The 19,429-nt window shown below is 48.1% G+C and carries 15 protein-coding genes; 1 reads left to right on the top strand and 14 read right to left on the bottom strand.

Translation table 11 applies throughout. The features are described 5' to 3' along the window. Nucleotides 1–39: 39 nt before the first annotated feature. Nucleotides 40–2,025, top strand: coding sequence for a methionine--tRNA ligase (gene metG / locus H6750_01505; protein ID MCB9772987.1), 1,986 nt, complete (start codon nucleotides 40–42; stop codon nucleotides 2,023–2,025). A 206-nt stretch (nucleotides 2,026–2,231) separates the two neighbouring features. Here the strand turns inward: metG and H6750_01510 are convergent, their stop codons facing one another. The 14 genes from H6750_01510 to H6750_01575 all read right to left on the bottom strand — a co-directional run bounded on the left by H6750_01510 (nucleotide 2,232) and on the right by H6750_01575 (nucleotide 19,167). Then, a complete protein-coding gene (locus tag H6750_01510) occupies nucleotides 2,232–3,632 on the bottom strand; it encodes an undecaprenyl-phosphate glucose phosphotransferase (protein MCB9772988.1) in 1,401 nt (466 codons plus the stop codon). Further along, a complete protein-coding gene (locus H6750_01515; GenBank protein ID MCB9772989.1) occupies nucleotides 3,626–4,774 on the bottom strand; it encodes a glycosyltransferase in 1,149 nt (382 codons plus the stop codon). Before H6750_01515 ends, H6750_01510 begins: the two co-directional genes overlap by 7 nt. 44 nt (nucleotides 4,775–4,818) lie before the next feature. Continuing rightward, entirely contained in the window at nucleotides 4,819–5,901 is a 1,083-nt protein-coding gene (locus H6750_01520) for a glycosyltransferase (GenBank protein ID MCB9772990.1), read from the bottom strand. 49 nt (nucleotides 5,902–5,950) lie between these two features. Continuing rightward, nucleotides 5,951–6,868 carry a glycosyltransferase family 2 protein gene (locus tag H6750_01525; GenBank protein MCB9772991.1) on the bottom strand — a complete coding sequence of 306 codons (918 nt, stop codon included), beginning with the start codon at nucleotides 6,866–6,868 and terminating at the stop codon, nucleotides 5,951–5,953. 398 nt (nucleotides 6,869–7,266) lie between these two features. Then, nucleotides 7,267–8,475: an SGNH/GDSL hydrolase family protein gene (locus H6750_01530; GenBank protein ID MCB9772992.1), complete on the bottom strand. Its 1,209-nt coding sequence runs from the start codon at nucleotides 8,473–8,475 to the stop codon at nucleotides 7,267–7,269. A 441-nt stretch (nucleotides 8,476–8,916) separates the two neighbouring features. Continuing rightward, nucleotides 8,917–11,502: a sulfatase-like hydrolase/transferase gene (locus H6750_01535; protein ID MCB9772993.1), complete on the bottom strand. Its 2,586-nt coding sequence runs from the start codon at nucleotides 11,500–11,502 to the stop codon at nucleotides 8,917–8,919. A 200-nt stretch (nucleotides 11,503–11,702) separates the two neighbouring features. Continuing rightward, entirely contained in the window at nucleotides 11,703–13,103 is a 1,401-nt protein-coding gene (locus tag H6750_01540) for a class I SAM-dependent methyltransferase (protein MCB9772994.1), read from the bottom strand. Next, nucleotides 13,103–13,339, bottom strand: coding sequence for a hypothetical protein (locus H6750_01545; protein ID MCB9772995.1), 237 nt, complete (start codon nucleotides 13,337–13,339; stop codon nucleotides 13,103–13,105). Before H6750_01545 ends, H6750_01540 begins: the two co-directional genes overlap by 1 nt. Nucleotides 13,340–13,464: 125 nt before the next feature. Beyond that, nucleotides 13,465–14,268: a phytanoyl-CoA dioxygenase family protein gene (locus H6750_01550; protein MCB9772996.1), complete on the bottom strand. Its 804-nt coding sequence runs from the start codon at nucleotides 14,266–14,268 to the stop codon at nucleotides 13,465–13,467. 32 nt (nucleotides 14,269–14,300) lie between these two features. Then, on the bottom strand, nucleotides 14,301–15,017 hold the full coding sequence (locus H6750_01555) for an NTP transferase domain-containing protein (GenBank protein MCB9772997.1): 717 nt from the start codon (nucleotides 15,015–15,017) through the stop codon (nucleotides 14,301–14,303). 252 nt (nucleotides 15,018–15,269) lie between these two features. After that, nucleotides 15,270–16,298: a dehydrogenase gene (locus tag H6750_01560; GenBank protein MCB9772998.1), complete on the bottom strand. Its 1,029-nt coding sequence runs from the start codon at nucleotides 16,296–16,298 to the stop codon at nucleotides 15,270–15,272. A gap of 15 nt (nucleotides 16,299–16,313) precedes the next feature. Then, entirely contained in the window at nucleotides 16,314–17,051 is a 738-nt protein-coding gene (locus tag H6750_01565) for a class I SAM-dependent methyltransferase (GenBank protein MCB9772999.1), read from the bottom strand. A gap of 33 nt (nucleotides 17,052–17,084) precedes the next feature. Next, nucleotides 17,085–17,867 (bottom strand): class I SAM-dependent methyltransferase, encoded by a 783-nt coding sequence (locus tag H6750_01570; protein MCB9773000.1) that lies wholly within the window; start codon nucleotides 17,865–17,867, stop codon nucleotides 17,085–17,087. Nucleotides 17,868–17,976: 109 nt separating this feature from the next. After that, the gene (locus tag H6750_01575) at nucleotides 17,977–19,167 is read right to left on the bottom strand and encodes a glycosyltransferase (protein ID MCB9773001.1); all 1,191 of its coding nucleotides are present in this window, start codon (nucleotides 19,165–19,167) and stop codon (nucleotides 17,977–17,979) included. Nucleotides 19,168–19,429 lie beyond the last annotated feature (262 nt).

Here is a 19,429-nt window from a genome sequence, read left to right on the forward strand (position 1 = left end):
GGCACTTGTGGGTTCGGAGCTAACAGAGGATGTTCTGTCATGTCCAACACGTTTTATGTCACCACCCCTATCTATTATGTCAACGATGTGCCTCACATTGGCCACGCCTACACCACCATCGCGGCCGATGTTCTAGCCCGGTTCTATCGGCTAACAGGGCACGAGGTTTTTTTCCTCACCGGATTAGACGAACATGGGCAAAAAGTCCAACAGGCGGCGGCCAAGGCCGGGGTCGATCCACAGACACATTGTGACCTCCTCACGCCGAAGTTCAAAAATCTCTGGTCCCAATTGCATATCTCCAACAATGGGTTTATTCGCACCACCGATCTTCAACATCAAGCCATCGTCCAACGCTACCTTCAAGCCCTCTATGACAAAGACTTAATTTATCAGGCCGAATATACCGGCTGGTATTGCACATTTGACGAGCGATTTTGGACAGAAAAGGATGTGGAGAACGGGCTGTGCCCGGATTGTCGGCGACCAGTGGAACAAGTCAGTGAACGAAATTATTTTTATCGCATGAGTCGCTTTCAGAACCGGTTGAAGGAGCATATCCAGACAAATCCCGACTTCATTCAGCCGGACACCCGTCGCAATGAGGTCCTAGGGTTTCTGCAAAAGCCCCTTGAGGATCTGTCCATTTCCCGACCCAAGTCACGGTTATCGTGGGGCATCGAATTGCCATTTGATCGGGATTGCGTGGCCTATGTATGGTTCGACGCCTTAGTGAATTACCTGTCAGCCCTGGAGTATGTCGCTCCAATTCCGAGCACTTCAACATTCTGGCCCGCGTCGCTCCATCTGGTCGGAAAAGATATCCTGACTACCCATGCTGTGTACTGGTCGACCATGTTAATGGGCTTGGAACTGCCGCTCCCCCAATCCATCTTTGCGCATGGCTGGTGGACGGTAAATGGGGAAAAGATGTCAAAAAGTCGAGGGAATGTTGTCGACCCCTATGCCGTGGTCAAAGAATTCGGCGCTGATGCCTTTCGCTATTTTCTGTTGAGGGAAGTTCCATTCGGCCAGGATGGAGATTTCTCCATCACGGCATTCGGTAGCCGGCATAACGCTGAATTGGCAAACGATCTTGGCAATCTGCTGTCCCGAACTCTTACGATGCTGGCGAATTTTTCCAACAATACCGTTCCTCAACCCGACGCCAGACACGAAACCGATCAGGATCGTCAACTCCAGCATGCGGCTTCATCCCTTTTCCCGTCTATTGAGACGCACCTTCGCCACTTAGAATTTAATCGCGCGCTGGAAACGATGTGGGGATTTGTCCAGTCAGCTAATCAATATATTGATAAGACCGCTCCATGGATGTTGGCCAAAGATCCTGACCATACCCCTCGCCTTCACACGGTCCTGTTTCATCTCACAGAGGTCTTGCGATTTCTCACGGTGGCCGTTTACCCGTTTATGCCACAAACCGCCGAAACGATGAAGATCCGTCTGGGGTTATCGATGGATTTTTCTACATCCGTTTTGCAGGAATTCCCTCGTTGGGGAGCATACCTCTATAAAGGGCAAACCAGTAAAGGCGCTTCCCTATTTCCCAGAAAAGATTCCCGTCCATTGGACTCCCAGAAGAGTCCCGCACAGAAAACACCTATTCACCCAACCAGGACACACATGGAAACATCTCGGCCCGTTCCATCCACCCAACCGCAATCGCCACCCGGCGACGTGACACAAATCGGCATTGCCGATTTCCAAAAAGTTCAATTGAAGGTGGCCAAAGTCTTAACGGCAGAACGTGTTCCAAAGTCTGAAAAACTGCTCAAGCTCCAGGTGGATATCGGAACAGAACAGCGTCAGATTGTGGCTGGAATTGGGAAAAAGTATGCTCCCGAAGAAATGGTGGGCCGAACCATTGTCGTTGTGGCAAATCTCAAGCCGGCAAAACTGATGGGGATTGAATCCCAAGGCATGGTATTAGCCGCAGGAGATCAAGAGGTCCTTGAACTTCTTAACATGTCCCAGGAAATCCCCGCCGGGACAAGGATCAAATGATACCCTCTATGGTTCTTTCACCCAAAAACCGCGACGGACATCTGCCCAAAATCTTCCTTGAATAGACTCGCTGACGCCCTTGTACGCAATGAGGAAAATGCCTCCTCTGAGAAATATCAGGGATAATCAGGAGGAGGGAAATTCAACCCCATTGGCAAGAGACTCACATGGGAGAACTGCCCCGTTGCCACACGAAGGATGAAAGGCTAATACGCCTCCCGATGGATCAACCCCTTCCAAAGGGTCATAATCATAATTTTCACATCCAGCCATAATGACCAATGCTCTATATAATACATGTCGTAGGCTAACCGTTTTTCCCAAGAGGTATTCCCACGCAATCCATTAATTTGCGCCCAACCCGTAATTCCCGCTTTCATGGTGTGACGCAGGTTATATTGGGGAATCTGGGCCCGGAATTTCTCGATAAACTCCGGTCGCTCAGGACGCGGCCCCACAATACTCATCTCTCCCTTTAAGACATTCCAGAATTGCGGTAATTCATCCAAACTGGTTCGTCGCAAAAACCTCCCGATAGGCGTCCTGCGTGGGTCATGGGCTTTGGCCCAGACGGGACCGGTCTTTTCTTCGGCATCCATACGCATGGTCCGAATTTTAACAATATTGAACGATTTCCCATCGAGACCAACACGAGTCTGCCGGTAGAAAACAGGACCTGGAGAGGTGAGCTTGATGAGTACCGCAATCATCAATGCAATTGGTGAGGCCACCACCAGGGCCACGGCGGCACCACAGACATCAACCATTCGCTTCAGAAACAAATTCCACCCGTAAAGAGGAGATCCTTGGAGGGTAATAATAGGAAGGCCTTCAAACATTTCGGCTTCCGCCCGCAACGTCACGAACTCATAAATGGATGGAATGATCTTCACTCCAGCTGTGGTGGCAGACAGGATTTTCATCAGTCCCTCCGCTTCACATTCCACTTCCGGAGGCAAACACAAAAAGACGATGTCCACATGGCTGGTTAAGATATCTGCCGCCTGGTCAAATGTTCCGATAACGGGTGTTCCGTCTAACATTTGACCAACTTTTTCGGCATTCCGCGTCAAATACCCGCGAACCTGGAGGCCAAGTTCGGGATGCATTTTGAGGGTATCGCCAACGCGCTGCCCAAGTTTTCCCGCGCCGATAATTACCACCTGGCGTTGGTTGTATCCCATTCGCCGGAAAACCCTGAGAATTTCCCTAAAGACCATGCGGGAAAAGCCCAAAACCACCAGATTCAATAACCAAAAATACATGATCACCAAACGGGAAAACTCAAACGGCTTCAAGAAAAAAGTTAATGCGACCAGGATCAGAATACTCAGCGTATTGGCCTTGGCAATGTCCACAAATTCCGCCAGATGAGAGCCCATTCTGCGAGGGCGATACAGATTAAATGAATAAAAACAAATTCCCCATACGACGACGATGGGAAAAAGAAGCCAGAGATACGGGTCAATGGGAGGAATACCTTTAGTGATCGGAAAGAGCGGAACTGAAAAGCGAATGAAGTAGGCGCCGACCCAACACACACATATCACAACCAGGTCGGAAAGGAAGAGTAGGTTTTTTAAGAATTCACTGTGGCGTTTCAACATGGTGAGGTACGACGGAATTCGCGGTAACAGGACATGATCACCTGCTGTATCCGCTGCTTAAAATGAGACCGATCGAACGGTTCAACATGTGCCCGAATGGCATCCGGATTGAAATCTGCGAGGTGCTGCGTGAACAATTGAACAGCTTCGATTATGGCTTGAACCGACTGTTCATAGTGAAAGACCCCCGTTAGAGTAGAAGGGAATCCACTTCCGTGAACACCATGTTCCATATAACTTTCGCCTGGCTTAGACAAAGGATTGAGAGGGACGATTGTTTCAAGGGCCCCACCTTTTCCATAGGCAATTACCGGTTTTCCGGCGGCCATGGCCTCCAAAGGCACAATACCAAAATCCTCTTCACCGGGGAAGAGAACGGCCAGGCACCGGCTGTAAAAGTCCCTGACACGATGGTCTGGCTGCCAGCCAAGGAATTCGACACTTGGACCGGCCATTCGTCTTAAGCGTTTCTCATCTTGCCCCCGCCCAATAATTTTCAATGGAAGCCCAAGCGCATTGGCCGCAGCAATGGCCAGGTCGACTTTTTTGTAGGGCGCAAAGGCCGTGACCATTAAATAAAACCCTTCATCGCGATGCGCCACGTGAAAAGTCTGCCAATCAACAGGAGGGTAGACCACGCAGGCCGCCCTTCCATACTGGCGTGCAATTCGCCCTGCTACGTTTTGCGAATTGGCAATAAAACAACTCACATGGGCATTGGATTCCACATCCCACTGCTGAAGTCGCATTCGAAAAAGGCCCATGCCCAGCCGGCTAAAATTCCATATCCCTCTATTAACAAAATAGGTATCAAATCCATCCCAGATATACCGCATGGGGGTATGAACGTAGGAAATATGACAGGTCTCCCGCGGCACTCGAATACCCTTGGCCACGCAATGGCTCGAACTCACCACCAAATCATACTGATGGAATTTCAATCGCTGGATGGCTGAAGGAAAGAAAGGCAGCAAATACCGATATCGATTTTTTGCAAATGGAACTCGATTCAGAAAGCTGGGAATAATAGGATGCCGCTCAATCGTCTCCGACACACTGCCCTTCACATGGAAGAGCGTATAAATTGGCGCATCAGGAAATAATTCACACAATGCCTCAAGGCACCGCTCACCCCCTCGCATACCAGTCAGCCAATCATGAACCAGCGCAACTCTCACTTGTGCCCTCAATGACCTGCATGTGAGACAGACAGTTCCTGATATATTTTCAGAATCGAAGCCATCATCATTTCGATTGAAAAATTTTTTTGTATAGTCTCCTGTGCCTTCGTAATGAGCGAGATCCTGAGATCCTCATTGTTTGTGATTATTTTGACCCTTTCGGCAAGGTCTTCTCCTCTCCTGTTCTCTACCAGCATTCCGTTTACCTCGTCATGAATGATCTCTTCCAACCCACTCACCTTCATGCTCACGACCGGAACTCCCATGCCCATAGATTCTAAGACCAAAATCGGCAGGCCTTCCCACCTGGAGGTTAAAACGACCACGCTGAACGTAGCGAGGATTTCCAGAGCCTCTCCATGAGACAACTCCCCCACCATGTGAACTCGTCCACCTAAACCCCGCCTGGCTATTTCCTGTTTGATCATGGGAGCCAAAGCCCCATCACCAACAATCGTGGCCGAATACTCAGGCAGGCACTCCATCATCTCTACAAAAAGGAGAGGATCCTTCTGAGGTTCTAATCGTCCGATAAAGCCAATATGCAGGAGCGCCTGAGGCAGAGGCGGTGGAAGATTTTTCAAAGAGAGACCTGGATAGATGACTGACCTTTTGGTGCTACCTGATAGCAATTGAAATTTTTCCGCAAGAACCACATCATATTTCGACACAAAAATAGAATGACACGCACGTCGCAGATTCCAACGTTCGGCCATTAACGCCATCCGGCGAATGGTCGGTGACTTTTCAACAAAATGAAATCCATGGACGGTATAGACCATCGGGACTTTTAAGAGAGATACGGTAAAGAACAACCCTGCACGCCCACCATGGATATGAACCAGATCAGGTTGAAAGGCCATAACCAACGCTCGAAGTTGGAAAGGGATAGCAGGATTGAGCCGACTAATGAAAAACCGAAGCCCCTGACAAGGAATACCAAGAGCTCCGGCTTCCTTCATTAAATATGATTGTTCTTCGGTAATGAGTTGAAAGGAAACGGCATGCCGTAAGCCTTTGAGAATCTGTAGAACATGCGTGGTTCCTCCACCCGGCTTTCCATCGGCAACAATTTGGAGAACCCGCATTACGTCCTAAATTTCCCAAGTAAATTTCCTGTGATTCTCAGACCACACACTATCGCAGAGCGCGACCTATTCGATCGGTTCCAAGGCTACGGTACATACCTAATCGAGCATAGACACTCTGCAAAGCCCGCAAGGCCCATGCGACCGGACGACCAAAATGCTTCTGGAAAAAATAATATTGATTAACATAATAAATTTCTTTTTGTTTAGAAAGATCACCCCCAAATGAAGCTCCCGATTGATGCTCTACAACTGCCTCAGGAACGTGCCACACCTCCCAACCAGCCTGCGTGGCCCTGAGGCACAGATCAACATCTTCATAATACAAAAAAAACTTTTCATCAAAGCCGCCAATGTCTTTCCAGATTGAACGCCGGCAACAAAGAAAAGCACCGGACACCCATGCCACAGGCTCCGCTTGATGAGGGATACAAAATTTTGTCGAACACCGGCCTACCACCCGACGAAAGAGCCCTCGAGGCCCCACACGCTTCGCCATCCAGGCCAACGGCTTATCCAGCACAAGGCCAGTCAAAGAAGGTGTATCCCCCATTGATTGCAAAGGCCGTCCAGACGGATCAACAAGACGGCCCCCGACAATTCCGACTCGAGGATGCCTCTCATAAAACCTGAAAAGAGTTCGGAGGGCCTTTTCCGTCGCAATGGTGTCCGGATTCAAAAAGAGGGCAAAGGATCCACTCGAAGCCGTCATCCCGATATTACACGCACGCCCAAAACCAATATTATCGTGAAGGGCAATAAGGGTAACCTGCGGAAACTCTTTCTGCAATTTAGCTGTGGTACCATCCTTCGAATCATTATCCACCACTACAAGCTCAACATCAGAAATGTTGAGTAAGGGCCCCAAACAGGCACCGATGCAGGAGCTGGAATTATAGGTCACAATGATGACGGAGCATAGCTTCGGGGTATGCAGAGTACCCTCCTTTGATCCAGAATTCGTCATGGGATTCTACTATGTCACGACCAACGCCCATTCTCCAGAAAGCTTCCTGACAACCATCCCATCCAGTCGTTGTAATCTCTAGACTGTAGACATGAATAACACTTTTTTGCTTCTGCGGCAGGCTCCCCTTCCCATCCTTGCCCATCCAGCGCCATTGCTGCCGATAACGCGGGAGCCTGCCGTGTTCGTCTCAATGGTTCAGAAGGGGGCAGATGGCCGCTTTCTCGGATAAGTTGTAGAAGTTGAGCGAGGCATCAGTGGATTTTCCGTCGACATTTTTTCCATGACAGAAGAGTGCCGATATGCCTTCGGTATTGGCATCCTCAATTAACACGATTATCGTTCGAAAGACAGCGGAACCAAACTATCACCATAGCCTCAAAAGGGAAAAATAATTATCAATTAAACAGGGAACGCTCTATCAACATCAGACTCAGTTTCTTCATAGCGAATTTATTTCCAGAATCATTTAAATGCCTATCACTCGGTGAAACGACAATTTCGTTCCCACCCGGCAAATCAAAGAAAACTAAGTCTTCAGAGGAGATGACGTCCATCAACCGGCTTGCATAGTCCAATGAAACTCTAAATATATCTCCTTGAGCATCCATCACACACCTAACCATTTGCATACCTCGCTTATCAAAATCTTCTCGAACAGGATAAAAAACAAAGAATTTTGAATGGTGCCTTTCAACTTCCTCTTTTACATGCTGCAATAAACTTTCAGTAATCGCAACCAGATATTCATCTCGCCTGGATGGATTCAGCATAAAAGGAGAAAAGTGGCTTCTGCTGTTCAGAAAATCCTCCCCGGACCTTATGGTGTAACCGATTTCACTATTGAGATTAAATATCGTATTAAAAAACTCTACCTGATTAATAACTGTCAGTCCCTCACACACATGGTCATTTTCGGCTATGTGAGCTCTATGGGACGATGGCATTCCTTGAAGCCAACGACGAAGAATGCGTTGCTCTAATGTTTCTTTCTGTAAATTTGCCATCACCGTCTCTATTAACTGGGCAATTGCACTATTATGCAGGTAAGATTCTGATGTAAAATAGGGGCCATAGAGCTCACCCTCCATAAGCCTAAAGGTTGGCTTCAAGGGTCCCGCCTGTGGAGTCGCACTTCTATCAGGAAAGGCATTTTCCCAAAAATCATTTCCTGGGGTTGCCCACAACAAAACCAAGTCTGCCCTATACAAGTTGAAATACTCCTGTAAGGCGAGTAGCTGTTGATCCTGACCCCACCCTGAAGAAGCCAGGGAAAACACTTTGACTGGTGTATGCAACTGACTCGTTAGGAATTCCTGAAGAAACTGTTCAGGCATATGTTCCGGGCGATTGGCATACGCTTCGACTTGGCTGTCGCCCACAAGCAATACCACATAATCCTCGGTCTGATAGTGAATGCTTTGTCCTCGATATCCAAATTGATTGGTTGTTAAATCAGCATATTTCGATAATTTTCTACCCGCGGAATTTTCCCACCCCCACCCTGACTTCAGGGTAGATGGAATTCCCATACCACGCAGTAAGGCCTCCATTATGAAAATCGCAATTATTGCCGATCCAACAACAAGGGCCAAGTTCTTTTTCATCTGCTTTCAGGCTTCCACCGCACGCTCGCGCCCAAGGAGGCGGGAACCTAACGTTAACTTCGAACAATCATGTTCGATTCAATCATCATCAAAAGGATGCTTTAGGAAATATGTTGGGGCAACCGGTTCAATCCTCTCGCCCCATTTATTGAATAACATTCGCAGCGGGAACAAACGTTTGGTTTCCAAAATCAGACAGACCTACCTGAGCATAACTTCCATGAAATACAGGCCAAACGATCCCACAAAATATGCCCCACTCAATCCGACGTCAAGAAGCTTCCCTGAAAATCCTAAAAAGGCTCGTCCGAGTGCCAAGCCCCGCACTAAAGCAAATGCTGAAACTGTTCCTCACATAATCCACCGGGTTCATGGGGGTCCGGTTAATCGATAGCTTTGGTTTGTCTCGGCTAATGACTGGATTTGCCCTTATCGGCCTGGTCATTGACTGAAATTCTTTTCCTCAAGCGTCGAGCGAATTAAATCCAATTGTTCGGGAGAAAAGGAGAATTCCCATGCTCGGTTGCTTAACGAGACAACAATGAGTCTGATATCACTTGGATTAGGCTTGGGAACTTTCACCGGGATTTTAATCCTGAACCCACTGTGGAACAATGACTTCTGTTGATGAGCCTCCACGACATCTTGCCTGGAGATTCCAACTTCCGCCCTAGCCGTTAATTTTCCGTTTGTGAAAATGAAAACCTCTTCAGCCGGTTGATTTTCTTCGAGATCGGCAGCCCATCCCTCCACAACAATTGACTCCTCTGAAAGAAATACACGATCCAGGTTCCCAGTCAAATGCTTTTCACCCACATCGACCATGATTTCCCGCTCACCGGAAAACACAAGTTTTGATTGCCCCGAGGCTTCGTGATGCAAACGGATCATGGTCTCCTCATCACTCAACGCTCCCTGACTTGCCAAGGGTATGGGAGTTAAGATTGCATCATGATCTCCAATCAGAAAAACCCTGACTTTGTTCTCACCTGACTGGAAAGCCGAAGGGGGAAATAAAACAGAAAAATAATTCCGATTTCCATCCCATAAGGATGCCTGGGTAGTAGCCCAAACTTGCCCATTTAGCGAAATCGCGATCGGCAAGTTTCGGCGACCCGTGCCAATAATTTGTCCGCTAAAAAGAGCAGGCAGATATCCGCTTTCAAGATTCACCCGATCTAATTGATGAGGATTTTCATTTATATATTTCAGAGAAGACGAGTGACCAATGTCTAAATGGCCAAGCTCTTGTCCAACCAAAGTTGAAGCCGGCCCCTTTGGCACAAGTCGGTCCAGTGCCGTGTGCTCCCCAAAATGCTCGACCTGCCACTTGAGACGAGGAAATCCGCTCAGATCTTGTAATTTGATTTTTCCTACTCCGAGAAAATCTATCTCGTCCCTCGGCGGAATTTCATTGTCCAACATGGGAAACCCATCAATAGCCTTGGGGATCTTTAAACCTAGGACATCGGCAATGGTTGGCAACACATCAATTCCACTGACAAGCCGCTCACGAATGCCTCCCTCACGTTGCCCAGGCAGCTTGACGAACATGGGAACCTTTAGAATGTCGCTCTCATTTCCCTTTTGTACCTCTCGCATGGATAGCCCACGCTGAAAGGAAACACCATGATCGGCTGTCACAATAATGAGCGCCTTATCGAAAAGATCTGCGGTTTCAAGTGAACGTCGCAATTTCCCGAGGAACTGATCAACATATCCAATTTGCTGAAGATATTGGTGGTACGCCGTAAGAATCAAGGGTTCTTTCCCTATCCACCTCCCCCCCCATCCGGGTCCATCGATCCACCCGACAGGAATGAATCGTTCCCTGTTAAAATATTTCTGACCAGACACCAAATATTCATACTTCGTATGAGGCAGGATGACATGAAGAAAATGGAGGACAGGACTTGAGGTTTGCTCTATTCGAGAAAGGAAAGAAGTGATCCGCGATTCTCTTGAGCTTTCGCCCCCCGCAACAAGATCGGGATGGATACTACTTTTGTTCTGCCCAAGAATCCCATTCTTCAACAATTCCTCACCGAAACCGGTCCATTGGGCGTGGAGCGGGGGCAACTGTTTTTCTAATTGTGGCGGGGCAATAATATGTAAAAATATCACTGCCAGATCTGCAAAAAAGGACTGGTAAGGAAGGAACAGACCAGCAGCAGCATCTTCTTCTTCCTGGCATAGTTTATGGGGACAAAGTCTTGTCACAGATTCCACGATATTGAGAGCGTAACGGTCTCCCAACATTGTGAACAGATTTTGCGGATGATCTGTTGCCGTCGGGTTGAGTCGAACACCAGCTTTTGGTTGTCGCCCAGTCAAAATTCCAGACACCGCAGTTGCAGTTTCTACATACGTTGCAACTGCATTAGGAAACCAATAACTTTGTGCCGCTAGAGCGGCAAAGTTAGGAAAACGCACCGAATCGATTCGACGTTCAGCGTCTAATAATGCGGTGATGTTGAATTCATCCAGCACTACAAGGACAACCGGGATCGGGTTACTAATTGCAATTGGGGCCTTTGCCTCAATGGCATCAGGCATGACAAGACGACCGACCGGAGTAAAGAACAAAAACCATAGCGGAAATGCCACCACGACAGGTGAAAGTACCGTGAGAAACAGCCGAAACGCCTGCCCGCGAGCATAAAGCACCGAAAAGAGAAAGCCGATCAACAATGCAAACCCGACAATCAGGAGATCAGATCCACCCACTAATCGCTGAACCGGAGGCAGGACTGTGAGAAACGCCAGGCCAAAGGTAAATACCAAATGCAGGCTATTCCGAACACGCTCTCCGACTAGCCAAGCGACCAGTTCAAGCAGCACCAGGCCTAGTGCCACACCAATCGAGAGGACGAAGACCATCCCGATGATAAGTCCCGGACTGGCCTTATGAGAAACAAAAAACTCCGGATTCTGGCCAAGAAGGTCATAGAGCGGCTGGGCAACGGCGAAGCCAGCCAGGGCAAAAAGATGCAAAAATTCCATAAGGACCATACGAATACCAGGCATATTTAACTCATCTTAGGAAGTGGGCATTGGAATCCCTGATGACAGAGTTTGAGTCAAATTCAGATGTTTATGGTTGAGATAATCAAGTGTCTTTAGAGGAAGGGGTGCGGAAAAATTCAAGGCGTATGGCAACGACACCTCAGATTTTTCATGATGGTTCAAATTCTTAAGTAAATTTGACCGGGTTATATGCCTCTGAATTACATTCGTTTAAACCACACCAACACTCGTCCGCTTTTTGAGATGGTTTCATTCTTAATGATCACCGCCTTTTCTTTCAGAAGCGCCATGAAATGTTCAGCGGTGTAATCAGGGAAAATATCCTGACGCAAACTTAACAATTCTTGCACCATAGGATCATTTTTCGGAACAAATTCGATAACCCCCTGTGGCGCAAGCGTGATGAGCCAACTGACAACCTGAACCAACGGGATATTCCTGGCAATAGCTAAGTGATGAACAAGAGCCAAGGCGAGGACGGCATCCGCTGAGGCCCGGGACTGCAGACTTTCTCGCTCGTGCCCATTCCACCCTTGGCTTGGACTCGGATTAGCCGCATCCATAAACAGAGCTTGAAAAGCCAGACGCCTCTCGGCTGCTCGATAGTAACTGCCATCCAGCGCCCCCTGATCAAAGTCAAACCCCACGACGTTCCGTGCCCCGCCTTCCAACGCCGCCTCCGAATATTCACCCGTATTACACCCGAAATCCCATACAAGTGTGGGCTGGACCGTTTGGGAAAATTCAAGAATGAATTGTTTTTTAGATTGGATTTCCATTGAAGAATAACTACAGGTCTTATCGTAATCCCCCCAAGTGCTTTCACCCTTATTCAAAGGTGTCAGTTGACTAATCCAATGAAACATTTTTTCCAGCATCGCCTTGAAAGAAGAAAGAGGGAACGAGGCCTTGGCTAATGAATGATCCTGAAGGCTTTTCGTACGTTTTGTAGAAGTTTTTTGGAAAAGATCTTGCAAGACGACGTGGGTCAGGACATTCCACTTCCAGCAGTGTCTCCACTTGAGTAGCTTTCGGATCTCTCCAGTTGTAATTCCTTCCTGCGTTCCCCGATACCAGGCGTTGTGAGATATGCCAAAAAATGCGCGAAGTAACAGAGGGTTTAGAAATTGTTCGCAAAATTGGCGATGCCCAACCCACATTTCACCAGATTGGTAGCGCCTAAAGGAGAGGTGATCAATGAAGACCGGCTGATTTCCCTGAAATTGAATATTGTAAGCCGAGGCATCGGAAAGCGTGACACCGGCTGCCAATGATTGCAAATGGACTCGTAAATGCAGGAGTGCAGCGGCCTTCAGTGCCGGGAATGACCATTCATAGGGATAGGAGATAAATGGGAGCCTGGGTGCTTCCAAAACATACCGAGGCTTTGGATCTGAGTGCCCCAGAATGTCTGATGACACAACCTCAAACGGAAGGAGCAAGCCTTCGGTCGCAAGCTTTTGGAATAATCCCGTGGAAGTGACAAAATCAAAATCCTGAGAAAAGGAATCATTGACCGTCCTAAAGATACGCCCCTCAAGCTGATATACGTTTCCACTGGGATCACGGAAGGATCCTGGAAGGGGTTGGACACCAACCATTACTTCTGATCTTCGGAAGAGGAATGTTCAGATTCTTCTCGGGCATTTCCACGAAATAGCCCGACAAATCGCCTCCAGTACAACTTGAGAATCACTACGGCGCCGGCGATGCCGCCCAGCAAGAGTTGCAACACCATACTTCCGGTACCGGGGTCAAGGTAAGCCTGTGCCGAATTTTCGAATCCGAATACAATCAGAGTGATACTAATGGCAAGAAAACTCCCTAAATATTTCATTTTGCAATTTCCTCCCTGGCCTTTCCCAACACCCTCGTCATTTCAAGTTCGAGCCTTAGTGGCACATGAATTATCGTCAACCAGTAACAGGGCTATTATCCTCCGCGACAAACTCTGAAGTGACATCAGGAAAATTGTAAATCAAAATCAGGAAGGCTGTTTGAATCCTCTTCTGTTATTTTTCCCAACACTCGTTCTTGAACCTGATAAAAGGGATGGCCCCCTGCCGACTTATACGGATTATTTGATTTGGTATTATAACAACCGATTAAGGCAATTCTGGAATGGAGAGACACGTTATCATTGGAACCATGTAAGGTATTACAGTGAAACATCACGACATCTCCTCGCTTCAATTCCACGTATACTTCCGGCAAACGCGTTTCAATGACAGCGAGGCGGTCCTGACACACACCACTGTCAGACACCCCATCATGAAACACATGGTCAATCCTGCCCATCTTATGAGACCCCTCGAGAATTTTCAAACACCCATTTTCCCTGGTCATCGGGTCAACGGCAATGAGAACCGTAGCCATATCCGGATACAAATTCCCCATTCCATACCAATAGGCATAATCCTGATGATAGCGGAATCCGACCATACCAGGATATTTCAAGGTAATTTTATTATGATACACGTATATAGAATCGTTAAAAAAACATTCCAATCGATCGAAAATCGACGCACGTCGAGTGGCTTTGGCGAAGACATCATTTCCCGATGTATCATTCCACACAAAAATGGTTTCAAAGGATGGCCGTTTTCCCTGAGAAACTTTATTCATGAGACCTTCAGTCCGCAGTTTCATCCCCTCATGATTCACGATGATATTCTTTAGAATATGCATCTCTTCCTGGTCGAACAGATCAGGAACAATCAGGTATCCCTTCGTCCAAAATTGCTCAGACTCCTTTTCAAATCCCATCCCACTCTCCATGTTTGCCGAACGGATGCCGTTCAATTAATCCCCGTAAAAATCATTTCCCTCTGAGCGCGTTCATAGTCGCTTGGCGTGCCGATATCAATAAAATATCCTGTGCTGACGAATGCACGTGGCTGCAGCTCCCGACAATACGGCTGAAGGATATCCGTCTCAAAGGAAAAGCGCTCTCCGCTTCCATATTGGGAAAAGATTTCAGGTCCAACAACGTACACACCCGCGTTTACTAGGCCTGGACCTTCCTGACCCTTTTCTTGAAACTCTACGATCCGTTCACCTAGGAGCACGACGGCCCCATACCGACTGACATCCGGGACATGCCGAAGTACGATTGCGACTTGCGTTGGGGTCTGTGCATACCAGGCCATCAGGGCCGGATAATCAATATCAACGAGCGTGTCGGCATTAAGGACCAAAGTCGGAGAAGATTCACCACCTTTTAGCGCTAAAGCCATCGCTCCTCCTGTTCCTAAAGGATAACGTTCCCTTGAATATCTGATTTGAAGTGAGCGGTAAGCCTGACCAAAATGCTCTTCAATGACCTCCGCCTTATACCCAACTGATATAGTAACTTCGGTCAGCCCAGCATCGACAAGCCTATCGAGAATATACTCCAAAAATGGCCGGCCTCTCACAGGCGCCATGGGCTTAGGAAGATCTGGGACCACCGGCTGAAGCCTTTCGCCACGTCCCCCGGCCAGAACAATGGCATTTTTGATTCCTACTTGAGCCACATGAATCACTCCTGACTTCAGGCATCAATCAAACACATGCCAGAGGAGGATAACCCTGGCGCAAACATATCAGCGACTCAGCTTCTTACGGAATAATTCAGTTGAATACGCATCAGACCAAAACCTTACAATCCCTATCCGTGGTTGTTCGGACTAAATAGGTTCTCAATTTACCTCACCAACACATTCGGTTTTTTCAAACAACCATGCAAAAAGGCCAACCGCGGTCTGATTTCTTCCACACGATTCCATTTATTCAATCTTCCAACCTTGCATCCCGTATTTGGTGAAATGACAGTTACTGACTTGACCGGAAAATTTTTTTAACGCAAAAATTACTTCCATGCGTTTTTCCGGTGGGACGAAAAACATCATGAATCCTCCCCCGCCTGCCCCCGACACCTTACCGGCCAAGGATCCCGCTTTGACTGCCGCTTCATAGATTTCATCGATATGCGCGTTGGACACACTCTTGGCTGAACGTTTTTTGCTGACCCATCCCTCGCGCATGGATTCAACCAGTCCGGTGAAATCCCCTTTCAACAGACACTCCTTCATCGTACAGGCCTCACGCTTCATGGCATGCATGGCAGAAACTGCCAAGTCAGTGCCAGCCTCGACATTGGTACTCTGATCACTGATGATCTTTGCCGAAGATCTGGACACACCAGTAAAAAAAAGCACTAATGAAGCCTCCAGCTCACAGATGATCCAATTTTTGATACGCAAGGGATTGACGATCACCCGATTGTCTGCATAAAACTCAATAAAGTTAAATCCCCCAAATGTCGCGGCGTATTGATCCTGTCTCCCGCCCTGCAGACCACAATCGACTCGCTCAATCTTAAACGCCAAATGAGCCAACGCGTAATCGTCAAGCGGGACGTTCAGCAATTCCGCAAAGGCCTTAAGCATCGCCACGACCAGAGTGGAGGAGGATCCTAACCCAGATCCTACAGGAGCATCGCAGTAGGTGGTAACTTTCACAGGCAACGGGCGTCCTTCATTATGCTGCTCAACCATGTACAGATAGACGGCTCGATGTAAATCGAGCCCTCCATTGCATGGAATGGTTTCTCCCAACTGATACTCACTAAAATGCTGGCGATCCGCAGAACAAAACTGCACCTTATGGCTCGTTAACACCTCCAGCACCGCATAGGCATATCGATCAATCGTGGCATTGAGCACACAACCGCCATATAGATCACAATAGGGCGACACATCTGTCCCGCCTCCCGCCAGGCCAAGCCGAAGAGGCGCCCGCGCGCGGATGATCATCGAACCCTCCAGATATCAAAGGGGCTGGTCATTGTGAAACGGTGGTTTTTCCCGGTTGAAATGTTTAAGCGTTCGAAGATCGTCCCGGTACTGGTTCAGGTGAATCCGTACTTCGTCTCGAGGTTGGTCTGAGGATCGACACCAACGCCCACCTGCGTCCACTTCCGCAATAGGACGCTTGCGAATGACAAATTCGATCCCGCATTCCCCAACCGAGCTTAAGGTCTGGTCGTATCTGGGAAGATTAAACCGATACGTCGAAATGAGCTGTTCAATTTTGACCGGCTCGGCAGCAGCACCAAGGTCACGTACCAAATCCAGAACATTCAGAGACTTTCGACTCCATGACTGCATCTTGAAAATGGTAAACGTCCATTTATGATCGGCATTAAATGTGCTCGGAAACTGGCCTTGTTCATATAAATCTTCATCCGGGACGGTTATGACGAGATGACCGCCTGGCCGCAACACCCTAAACCAATTCCGGAGTCCTACGACAGGATCATGCAAATGCTCCAGGCAATGACTGCTATGCACAAAGTCGAAGGTCTCATCCTGCACCCCCTCAAGAAACTGCGCATTGCCATCAACCAGGTCCCATGTTCGCACATCCTCCATCCGACAGAATAATTCCTGATATAAACCCAAGGGATCGGGATGGCCACCGATGTCCAGACCCATCCCGACGAAAAACCGGTTAATGAAGTTTGGCTCGGATAGTCGCCGAGCAATGGACTTGCTACATTCTTTCATAATTACGTTGACGAATAATGGAACGGTTAGGTATCACACTCCATGAGACCGAAAGACAAAGTGGGGGAAAATTTGCTCACTATGCATACGGTCGCGACGAATCACCAATTCTTCTACCGCTTCGGTCGCTCCTAAACAGCTTGAGGTGGTCGCATCATCAAACACCAGATACCCACCTGGAACCATGAAGGGCTTCACCAGATCATATGAAAAAGCCACTGCAGAATAAATATCACAGTCGATATGGGCCAAGACAATGCTTCCAATCTTGTCGACGGCAGAGGGGCCAGTTTCCTGGAACAACCCTTTGATAAACTCAACATTTCTCAAACCCTCCCGATCAGCAAATTCTCGCAACTCCTGCAAATCGACGTCTTGAAAATCTCCTGCTCCGTGGGCATCGATAGCCGATTCGGTTGCCGGCATTCCTACAAAAGTATCCAGCGCAAAGACTTTTCTGCCAGGATACAGTTGATCGACCACATAGGCCATAAACAGCGCATTCCCACCTTTATAGGACCCAAATTCGACAATGTGGCCAAAGGGAATATAAGGAAGAAAATATTTCAGGATCAGAAAAATATTCATCCGGTTGTCTTCAGAGACCACAGTTCGGCCAGAAGCCAACCTGTATGCCTCTTGATATAACGCATCCTTACGCACCGACTCACGCAATTGGCCGCATTGCAATCCCCATCCTCTGGCATAGCCATCCCGAACATTACGGGACTTCCGGACGGGATAGCCTCCCCCACCCCCGACAGGAGGGACAAATAGATCAAAGACCATTTCCACTTCTCTCAGATCGGGCTTCATTCCTCTGTCATCCCTGGGTCACACATCATTCACAGTCATTTCACGGCACCAATGAGAAGCCGTGCCAATCACGATCCCTTCCCATTATGAAAATGAAGGGTCTTCTCCTTCACAGTTCATCTAGCAGGTTTAAAGCCTCAAGTCGACCTCGATATTTGGTCCCCACCGCCTGTGAGCTATGATGGGTTTTGATAAAGTCCGCCGCATGTTGACCAATTGTTTGCGCATAATGCGGCTCAGTGACGACTCGCTTCATAAACCACACGGCATGCTCAATGTCAGGGTCTGCCCACTTCTGCCCTTTTCCAAATGGATATTCATCTTCCCTGACCGGAATAAGCTGATAATCCACGAGGCACGAATTGTGGGCATTAGTAAAATCAAGATTTCCCGAATACCCGGTCGCAATCACCGGCTTCCCGAGATACATGGCTTCCGCCAGCCCACGGCCGAACCCTTCCGATCGATGCAGGGACAGAAAACAGTCGCACAGCTTGACCAGGGACTTGGTTTCCCGATCCGTTAATACCTTATCTATCAAGATGATTCGAGGATCCTCACAATCAATGGATTCAAGAAACGCCTGGTATTCCTTCGGACGCAAGCCCATGCCATTCATCTTAATGACCAATCCGACGCGCGTATCCGAAAGATCGGGAAATGCCTGCAAAAAAGCCCGGATGACCGCATGCGGGTTTTTTCGATGCACATAGGAGGTAAAATCGAAAAAGAAAAGGAAAAGAAAACGATCCTCTGACAATCCAAAGGATTCCCTGGTCATCCCTTGTGGCACTGGAAATTCCACGGCCAAAGGCATCCTGATGACGGGAGATGAGGTTTTATCGGCAATGGCCTGTTCAATAAATCGTGAGGGAGCCCAGACTTCATCCACCAATTGAAGGGACGGATGCCACGCCTCGGGAAAATGGCTTAACTCCCATGACCAATATCCAATATTATACCGATCCGCAAATAGATCCTTGCCCAAAAGCTTTCGAGCATTCCCCATCTCATCTGCATTCAGATGAAATACATTAGTCCGATAAGCTCCAGCTCTGGAAATCTTATCCATAAAAAGGAAATCCTTATGGACCTCGGCAACGTGAACCCCATGCTCACCATAAACACTTCGAATACCGAATGGGACTTGTGCCGCCGAACATGCTGCCGCAGACAGCCGTATATTTTCACCTATTCCAAGCACCCCATAGGGATGCCCGATTAATAACACCCCGGGCGAAACCACTGCTCTAATGGACCCAAGTCCATTTCCCAGCTCGATTTCCGTTCTTGCAGGCATTACCTCGATTGCTGCATGCCAAGGCGACGTCCTCTCCCCAACAATTGCACCTTTAGATCTAACTCCTTGTCCCACACGATGTAAATCGAAGGATGCTATCCAGCTTCCCATCACAGGCATGAGTCGTCGCGTCAGACCGCGGAATCCTTCACAAACAAGGATCTGCCATAAACTCCGCACAACCATCGTGACCCCGCCATGGGAACGAACAGCCTGCTTCGTCATCCCAACAAATTTAAGGAAAGTTCCCATTGATTATAGG

This window comes from Nitrospiraceae bacterium (genome assembly GCA_020632595.1).
Lineage (GTDB): Bacteria > Nitrospirota > Nitrospiria > Nitrospirales > UBA8639 > Nitrospira_E.